7 protein-coding genes, 1 tRNA gene and 1 pseudogene are annotated in these 8,712 nt (G+C 71.5%); 6 read left to right on the plus strand and 3 right to left on the minus strand.

Going from position 1 to position 8,712, the window contains the following annotated elements; translation table 11 throughout:
* Positions 1-23 precede the first annotated feature (23 nt).
* The 5 genes and pseudogenes from AC0682_RS27085 to AC0682_RS27105 form a co-directional block, all read left to right on the plus strand.
* A complete protein-coding gene (locus AC0682_RS27085; protein WP_254812498.1) occupies positions 24-1,028 on the plus strand; it encodes a carbohydrate ABC transporter permease in 1,005 nt (334 codons plus the stop codon).
* A 14-nt stretch (positions 1,029-1,042) separates the two neighbouring features.
* A complete protein-coding gene (locus AC0682_RS27090) occupies positions 1,043-1,963 on the plus strand; it encodes a carbohydrate ABC transporter permease (protein WP_254812499.1) in 921 nt (306 codons plus the stop codon).
* A 71-nt stretch (positions 1,964-2,034) separates the two neighbouring features.
* Positions 2,035-3,489, plus strand: coding sequence for a GH1 family beta-glucosidase (locus tag AC0682_RS27095; RefSeq protein WP_254812500.1), 1,455 nt, complete (start codon positions 2,035-2,037; stop codon positions 3,487-3,489).
* Between the two features lie 168 nt (positions 3,490-3,657).
* Positions 3,658-4,689, plus strand: coding sequence for a LacI family DNA-binding transcriptional regulator (locus AC0682_RS27100; RefSeq protein ID WP_478535704.1), 1,032 nt, complete (start codon positions 3,658-3,660; stop codon positions 4,687-4,689).
* Between the two features lie 16 nt (positions 4,690-4,705).
* Positions 4,706-5,065: pseudogene (locus AC0682_RS27105) on the plus strand (lytic polysaccharide monooxygenase); the annotation flags it as partial.
* Here the strand turns inward: AC0682_RS27105 and AC0682_RS27110 are convergent.
* The 3 genes from AC0682_RS27110 to AC0682_RS27120 all read right to left on the minus strand — a co-directional run bounded on the left by AC0682_RS27110 (position 5,047) and on the right by AC0682_RS27120 (position 7,076).
* Positions 5,047-5,119 (minus strand) — tRNA-His (locus AC0682_RS27110). The pseudogene AC0682_RS27105 and the gene AC0682_RS27110 overlap by 19 nt on opposite strands.
* Positions 5,120-5,206: 87 nt before the next feature.
* Complete coding sequence (gene orn / locus AC0682_RS27115) at positions 5,207-5,845, minus strand: oligoribonuclease (protein ID WP_254812501.1); 639 nt, start codon at positions 5,843-5,845, stop codon at positions 5,207-5,209.
* Positions 5,846-5,855: 10 nt separating this feature from the next.
* Complete coding sequence (locus AC0682_RS27120) at positions 5,856-7,076, minus strand: helix-turn-helix domain-containing protein (protein ID WP_254812502.1); 1,221 nt, start codon at positions 7,074-7,076, stop codon at positions 5,856-5,858.
* A gap of 901 nt (positions 7,077-7,977) precedes the next feature.
* On the opposite strand from AC0682_RS27120, the gene AC0682_RS27125 reads away from it, so the two are divergent.
* Complete coding sequence (locus tag AC0682_RS27125) at positions 7,978-8,499, plus strand: universal stress protein (protein WP_254812503.1); 522 nt, start codon at positions 7,978-7,980, stop codon at positions 8,497-8,499.
* The last annotated feature ends 213 nt before the right edge of the window (positions 8,500-8,712 follow it).

Genomic DNA, 8,712 nt, shown 5'->3' on the forward strand with positions numbered 1-8,712 from the left:
CCTCCAGGGAAGGACCCCCGCCCGTGGCAACCTCGACCCCCGCCCGGGGCGCGTACGTACCGCCGCCCCGCCAACCGCAGAAGGAACCGCCCTCCGAGCGGCGGCAGTTGTGGCGCAGCCGGCTGTGGCGGTTCGACGACAAGGCCTCTCCTTACGCGTACATCGCCCCGTTCTTCCTGGTCTTCGGGGCCTTCGGCCTCTACCCGCTCCTCTACACCGGCTGGATCGCCCTGCACCGGGTGGAGATGACCGGGCTGGACTCCATGGAGTGGGTGGGCTGGGAGAACTTCGACAAGATCCTGCACGACCCGGAGTTCTGGACCTCGGTCAGCAACACCTTCCTGATCGGCGTCATCTCGACCGTCCCGCAGCTCCTGATGGCGCTTGGCCTGGCCCATCTGCTCAACTACCGGCTGCGCGCCAGCACGTTCTGGCGCACGATCATCCTCACCCCGTACGCGACCTCCGTCGCCTCCGCCGCCCTCGTCTTCGCCCTGGTCTTCCGGGCGGACGGCGGACTGCTCAACTGGACGCTCGGCCTGGTCGGCTTCGACCCGGTCAACTGGGCCAACGGACACTGGACGTCGAAGCTGGCGATCTCCATCATCGTGATCTGGCGGTGGACCGGCTACAACGCGCTGATCTACCTGGCGGCGATGCAGGCGGTGCCCAACGACCTCTACGAAGCGGCCTCGTTGGACGGCGCCTCGCGCTGGCAGCAGTTCCTCAAGGTGACCATCCCCTCGCTGCGGCCCACGATCCTGTTCACCATCGTCATCTCGACCATCGGGTCTATGCAGCTGTTCGGTGAGCCGCTGCTGCTGGAGGGCGGCGCGCTCGGCGCCACCGGCGGCAACGAGAACCAGTACGAGACGCTCAGCATCTACCTCTACAACTACGGCTGGAACCTCGGACATCTGGGTCCGGCGGCCGCCGTCGCCTGGGCGATGCTCGCGCTGCTGCTCCTCGTCGCGGCCGTCAACTGGCTCATCGGCCGCGCCGTCCGCACGTCCGACTCCGCGGTCTGAACGGGAGCGATTCCATGACCCTGACCAGCCCCACCCCCACCGCCCCCGTGAAGCGCGCACCAGCCCCGAAGAGCGCCGGGCCCACCCGCCCGAGCCGCTTCCGGATGGGCGCCGGCCAGCACCTGAAGGGCGGCCCGTTCGCCTACCTCGCGCTCGCCGTCGTCGGCTTCGGCTCGCTGCTCCCGCTCTACTGGACGCTGGTGGCGGCCTCCCGTACGCAGGACGAAGTCCTCGCCTCCACACCGCCGTTCCTGCCGGGCGGCAAGCTGGTGGAGAACCTCCAGACGGCCTGGGAGCAGGCCAACCTCGGCAAGGCGATCGTCAACAGCGTCCTGGTGTCGTCGTCGATCACGGCGGCGACGCTCTTCTTCTGCACACTCGCCGGATACGCCTTCGCCAAGATGCGCTTCCGGGGCCGGGGCTGGCTGATGACCGCCGTCATCGCCACGCTCACGATCCCGCCGCAGCTCAGCGTGGTCCCGCTCTTCATGATGATGTCCGGCCTCGGCTGGGGCGGACAGCTCGAATCGGTGATCTTCCCGACGCTGGTGAGCGCGTTCGGCGTGTTCTTCATGCGCCAGTACCTGATCGAGGCGCTGCCGTACGAACTCATCGAGGCGGCCAAGATCGACGGGGCCAACAACTTCCGCATCGTGGTGAGCGTGGTGCTGCCGGTGGCCCGCCCCGCGATGATGGTGCTCGGGATGCTCACCTTCGTCCAGGCGTGGAACGACTTCTTCTGGCCCTACCTCGCCCTCAACCAGCAGAACCCGACCCTTCAGGTGGCGCTCGGCCAGCTCAGCGCCTCGTACACCCCCGACCAGTCCATCGTCATGGCGGGCGCGCTGATCAGCACGCTGCCGCTGCTGGTGGTCTTCGTGGTCTTCGGCAAGAAGATCGTGGGCGGGATCATGTCGGGCGCGGTGAAGGGCTGACACCGCCGAGGTGCAGCCGCGCCCACCTCCAATCCACTCCACCCCACCACCCCTTTCGGGAGCGCTCCCCCATGACAGCAGTACGACCGGACACGGTCCCGCAGCAGGCCACCACCCCCGTCCCCTTCCCCACGGGCTTCGTCTGGGGCGCCGCCACGGCCGCGTACCAGGTGGAGGGCGCGGCCACCGAGAACGGCCGCACCCCCTCGATCTGGGACACCTTCAGCCACACCCCCGGCAAGGTCCTGGGAGGCGACACCGGGGACGTGGCCGCCGACCACTTCCACCGCTACCGGGACGACGTGGCGCTGATGAAGCGCCTCGGCCTCAAGGCGTACCGCTTCTCCGTCTCCTGGTCCCGCGTCCAGCCCACCGGCCGGGGCCCGGCGGTCGAACGGGGCCTGGACTTCTACCGCGCGCTCGTCGACGAGCTGCTGGAGGCGGACATCGAGCCCGTCGCCACCCTCTACCACTGGGACCTGCCCCAGGAGTTGGAGGACGCCGGCGGCTGGCCGGAGCGGGCGACGGCGGAACGGTTCGCGGAGTACGCGGCGCTCATGGCCCGCGCGCTGGGCGACCGGGTCGGGATGTGGACCACGCTCAACGAGCCCTGGTGCACGGCCTTTCTCGGATACGGCTCCGGGGTCCACGCCCCGGGCCGCACCGAACCGGCCGCCGCCCTGCGGGCAGCCCACCACCTCAACCTGGCCCACGGTCGGGCGACCGAGGCCCTGCGCGCCCACCTCCCCGCCGCCGCGCGGGCCTCGGTCACCCTCAACCTCCACCAGGTGCGCCCGCTCACCGGCAGCGCGGCGGACGCGGACGCGGCGCGCCGGATCGACGCGGTGGGCAACCGGATCTTCACGGGTCCGATGCTGCGGGGCGCGTACCCGGAGGACCTGCTGAGGGACACGGAGCGCCTGGTGGACTGGTCGACGCTGGTCCACGACGGCGACCTCACCACCATCGCCCGCCCGCTCGACGTGCTGGGCATCAACTACTACACGCCGACGATCGTCTCCACGCCCGCCGACGGCGCCGGCGACACCCGCAACGACGGCCACGGCAGCAGCGACCACTCCCCGTGGCCGGGCTCGGAGCACGTCGCGTTCCATCTGGCCGAGGGCAAGCCGCGTACGGCCATGAACTGGTCGGTCGACCCGGACGGCCTGTACGCCCTCCTCATGGACGTCTCCCGCGAGAACCCGGGCCTGCCGCTGATGGTCACCGAGAACGGGGCGGCCTTCGAGGACACCGTCGACGCCGACGGCCGGGTCCACGACCCGGAGCGGATCGCCTACCTGCACGGCCATCTCGCGGCCGTACAGCGGGCGGTGGCGGACGGGGCGGACGTGCGCGGCTACTTCCTCTGGTCGCTGATGGACAACTTCGAGTGGGGGTACGGCTACGCGAAGCGGTTCGGGGCGGTCCACGTGGACTACGCGACCCAGCGCCGTACGCCGAAGTCCAGCGCACACTGGTACAGCGAGGTGATCGCCCGCCACGGTCTGCCGGCGGAGTCCTGACCCGAGGGAATCAGCGGACCCCGGCCGGTACCTCCGGCCGGGGTCCGCGCCTGTCACCGGTCTGGGAGCGCTCCCAATACACTGTCCGTACGCTCGTCGGGGTGATCGATCCCGGACTTGGATTGACTGTGCGGCTGTGAGAAATTGACCGGGAACGGGGAGGCGGCCATGGCGGCAGGGCGGGAACGGAACGGCGGGCGGCCCACGCTCGAGGAGGTCGCGGCCAGGGCGGGCGTCGGCCGCGGCACCGCCTCCCGGGTCATCAACGGCTCGCCCCGGGTCAGCGAGGCGACCCGCGAGGCGGTCGAGGCGGCCGTCGCGGAGCTGGGCTACGTCCCCAACCGAGCCGCCCGTGCCCTCGCCGGGAACCGTACGGACGCCATCGCGCTGGTGGTGCCGGAGCCGGAGACCCGGTTCTTCGCGGAGCCGTACTTCTCCGCCATCGTGCGGGGCGTCGGAGCGGCCCTGGCCGACACCGAGATGCAGCTCCTCCTCACCCTCGCGGGCAACGACCGCGAGCGCCGCCGCCTCGCCCAGTACCTGACCGCGCACCGGGTGGACGGTGTCCTCCTGGTGGCCGTACACGCAAACGATCCGCTGCCGGAGCTGCTGGAACAGCTCGGTATGCCGTGCGTGATCAGCGGCGCGCGCCATGCCGCCGAGCCCCTCGCCTCGGTCGACTCGGACAACTTCGAGGGCGCGCGGGTGGCCGTCGAGCACCTGGTCTCCCGGGGCCGCCGCCGGGTCGCCACCATCACCGGCCGCCTGGAGGTCTACGGAGCCCAGCGCCGCCTGGACGGCTACCGCGCGGCCCTCGCCGCCGCGGGCCTCCCCCCGGACGAGCGCCTGATCGCCCCCGCCGACTTCACCGAGGAGGGCGGCGCCCGGGCGATGCGCGAGCTCCTGGCCCGCCGTCCCGACCTGGACGCGGTATTCGCCGCATCCGACGTGATGGCGGCCGGCGCCCGCCAGGTCCTCCGGGAGGCGGACCGCCGCATCCCCGAGGACGTGGCCCTGATCGGCTTCGACGACTCGGTGGTCGCCCGCCATATGCACCCACCCCTCACCAGCGTCCGCCAGCCGATCGAGGAGATGGGCCGCCGCATGGCCGAGCTCCTGCTGGAGGAGATCGCGGGGCGGCAGGGCGAGCGGCCGACGGTGGTGCTGCCCACGGAGCTGGTGGTCCGCGACTCGTCGTGAGGGCGGGGCCCGTGCCCGCGGATCTCACCGGTCCCAGGCCACGGGCAACGGCCGGGGCGGCGCCGAGACCGGCTCATCCGCTGCGCCGACCGGGCGGTCGACCGCTTCCGGTGGTTCGCCGGGCCGGACGGGCCCGCGCGGTGGGGCCTGGCCCGCCACCGCCGTACCGGCCGGGCAGAGCCACACGTTCCGGTGGCGGGTCACCGCCCGTCACGCCAGGACCGACTTCCGCTCCTACGTCACCACAACGCCTTCTCCGCCTGCTCCGACGTCACCTCATGACCCGACCGGAAGGCGTGACCCCCAGGGCGAGCACGAAGAAGGGCCCCGGTCCGAAGACCGGGGCCCTTCCCTCAGGGTGAGTAACGGGACTTGAACCCGCGACATCCTGGACCACAACCAGGTGCTCTACCAGCTGAGCTATACCCACCGTGTCGCCCGGTCGTTTCCGACCGGCCGAGAAAAAGTGTACAGGGTCCGGGAGGGTGCTCGCGCCACCGTTTCCCGCGGTCGGCCGTCAGCCGTTCGTGCGGCCTTGACCAGCCGTTTCCTGGGGTGTGGCGGAGACCACATGGCGGGCCGCGATCTCCTTGGCGCGCTCCGAGTCCGGGCCGGGCTGCGGGACGAAGACCGCCTCCCGGTAGTACCGCAGCTCCGCGATGGATTCGCGGATGTCCGCCAGCGCCCGGTGGTTGCCGCTCTTGTCGGGGCTGTTGAAGTACGCCCGCGGGTACCAGCGGCGGGCCAGCTCCTTGATCGAGGACACGTCCACGATCCGGTAATGGAGGTAGCCCTCCAGCTTCTGCATGTCCCGCGCCAGGAAGCCGCGGTCGGTGGAGACCGAGTTTCCGCAGAGCGGGGCCTTGCCCGGCTCCTTCACGTGCTCGCGGACGTACGCCAGCACCTGCTCCTCGGCGTCCGCCAGGGTGGTGCCCCCGGCCAGCTCGTCGAGGAGGCCCGAGGCGGTGTGCATCTGCCGCACCACCTCGGGCATCGTCTCCAGGGCCGCGTCCGGCGGGCGGATCACGATGTCCACCCCTTCACCGAGCACGTTCAGCTCCGAGTCGGTGACCAGGGCGGCCACCTCGATCAGTGCGTCGTCCGCCAACGAGAGCCCGGTCATCTCGCAGTCGATCCACACCATGCGGTCGTTCATGCGCCCCACCCTACGGGGCACTCCGCTGTCCCGGCAGGGCCGGGCGCCCGGGAACGTACGCGTCGGGGACCGGCAGCGAGTGCTCCGAGGAGCCCGCCGACGCCGCCACGGAGACCGGAGCCGCGGAGCCCATCGGGGCACCCCTGCGGCCGGACGGCGAGCCCTGGCTGGGCACGACCGTCTCCAGCACCGTCGCGGCGCTCTCCGCCACCCCCTGCGGACGACGGGCCCGGTAGGCGGCCCGGTACGCGGCGGGGGAGGAGCCGAGCTGGCGGCGGAAGTGCCCGCGCAGCGCGACCGGTGAGCGGAAGCCGCAGCGGCCGGCGACCTCGTCGACCGAGTAGTCGGAGGTCTCCAGCAGCCTCTGTGCCTGAAGCACCCGCTGGGTGATCAGCCACTGGAGCGGTGCGCTCCCCGTGAGTGAGCGGAACCTGCGGTCGAAGGTCCGCCTGCTCATGTAGGCGCGCGCCGCGAGCGTCTCCACGTCGAACTGCTCGTGCAGATGCTCCAGCGCCCAGGCCACGACCTCGGCGAGCGGGTCGGAGCCGATCTCTTCAGGTAAAGACCTGTCCAGGTAGCGCTCCTGTCCGCCACTGCGCCGCGGCGGTACGACGAGTCTGCGGGCGAGTGCGCCCGCCGCCTCGGTGCCGTGGTCGGTGCGGACTATATGGAGGCAGAGATCGATGCCGGCGGCCGTACCGGCGGAGGTGAGCACATCGCCGTCGTCCACGAAGAGTTCGCGCGGGTCGACGTGCACCGACGGATAGCGCTTGGCCAGCGTCGGTGCGTACATCCAGTGCGTGGTGGCCGGTCGGCCGTCCAGCAGGCCGGCCGCCGCGAGCACGAAGGCTCCCGTGCACAGGCCGACGATGCGGGCGCCCTCCTCGTGGGCGCGCCGCAGCGCGTCCAGTGCCTCGGCGGGCGGCGGCGAGGTGATCGACCGCCAGGCGGGCACCACCACGGTGCCTGCTCTGCTGATCGCCTCCAGGCCGTACGGCGTGGTCAGTTCGAGTCCACCCGTCGTGCGCAGCGGTCCGTCCTCGCCGCCGCAGACCAGCAGGCGGTAGCGGGGAACTCCCGCGTCCTGCCGGTCGATTCCGAAAACGGAGAGCGGGATGGAGCTCTCGAAGATAGGGCCGCCGCTGAAGAGCAGCACGGCAACGACTTCCCGGCGTCGCCGCCCGGTCAGCTTGCGTGCGGCCTCCGTCGCGGTGGCGGAGTCCTGGCTCATGACGCTAAGCCCCCCTCGGTGTTCGCGTCTCCCTGGTCCCTACGGGCCTGCCGCTCCTGCACGTTTCCCCTCGGTTTCGCACGTTTCCCAGTCCCCGATTTTCAAGATCGAATCTACTGCGTCGCGTGGTCGCGCCGTGACACCTTCCCCCACCGGCGCTATGTCGATAAGGAAACGTGGCGTGAAGCGTTCGATCACGAAGCGTTCCATCCGTGAAGCGCACAGGGAAGTGCCCTTCGCGAAGGTGGCCCGTCCGCGTCGGGTGAAAGCGTACCGCGCGGTCTCTTCCTGCCTGGTGGGTGGTGGGCCCTCCGGCCGTTCTGCGAAGGGTTCGGCCAGGATGTGAAGTTGGCTGAAAACAAGCGGTTGCGTGCGCGGGTTCCAGTCACGCCGGGCGCACAACTTCCGCCTTACGGCCGCCCCGGTGCGCTCCCTCGGGTCGGTGAAACCTGGCGCGTTCGGGCCACCGTGGCGGAACGGGGCGGGGCGAGGGAGGGGTGGAGGGCCCCGGGGTGAGCGGTGCCGGATTACCGACCGCTGAGTCCGTGGCCGCCTGGCGCCGGCGGCGCGGGGCCGAGGGCGGCTCCCTTCCGGTCCGCGCCGCCCGCGGGGCCCGAGGGGGCGCGGACGGCCCGGAAAACAGGACGGTCACCCTTGTCCCGGCCCCCGCCGAGGCCCGTGTACGACACATCCGGCATTGCCATACCGGACCGCCTCGTGCATGCTCCCTCCAACGTCACGCGTGCTTTTGCGGCGGTCTGGGCAGTGGAGGAGTGACGCCGTACCCTTGGGGGTATGGGGTTGGGAAGACGCTTCCCGGACAGAGTTCACCGCCCGTAGACGCCCTGACGCACGTCGAAACCGCTCCCTCCTCACGAGGATTCTCTTCGCCGAGACACCGATGGCCGGTCACGAAATCCCTGAACCCGCAGACCGCAAGCAGGTAGCCGACCCCCGGTCGGAGCCGCGGACGGTCGAAGAAGCGCGCCCTGCGTGCGACCCCGCCTTCCGGCACGGAGTCGTGGTCGGTTTCGACGGCTCCACCTCCAGCGAGCGGGCCCTCGCCTACGCGATCGGCATGGCCGGCAGGTCCGGCTCCGGCCTGATCATCGTCCACGTCGCCAACCGGCTCCCGACGACGGTCTGGGCCGGCTGCGAGCCCCCCGTCTTCGTCGACGTCCCCGACCACCGCACCGAGGTCCTCGGCCTGGAGCTGGCCTGCGCCGACTATCTCTCCGACGTCCCCTGGGTGCTGGTCGAGCGCGGCGGTGACATCTGCCACGAGTTGGAGGAGGTCGGTCGCGAGTACTCCGCCGACGCCATCGTCGTCGGCTCCACCCACGGCATCGTCGGCCGCATCTTCGGCTCGGTCGCGGGCCGCCTCGCCCGCCGCGCCCAGCGCCCGGTCGTCGTCATCCCCTGAGAGCCGCCACGAAGTCCCCGAGTCGCGGCGCGGGGGATGGATCCCCGAGGCCCCGCCAGGAGGCCCCCGAGGGGCCCCTGAGTCCCCGTCAAGAGGCCTTTGCCCGCAACGAGTCGGGGCCCGGGGGGGGGGGGGGGGGGGGGGGGGGGGGGGGGGGGGGGGGGGGGGGGGGTGGGGTGGGTGGGGGGGGGTGGGCCGGGTTGCGTCCGTAGG

The sequence above is a fragment of the Streptomyces sp. NPDC043746 genome (assembly GCF_056436485.1).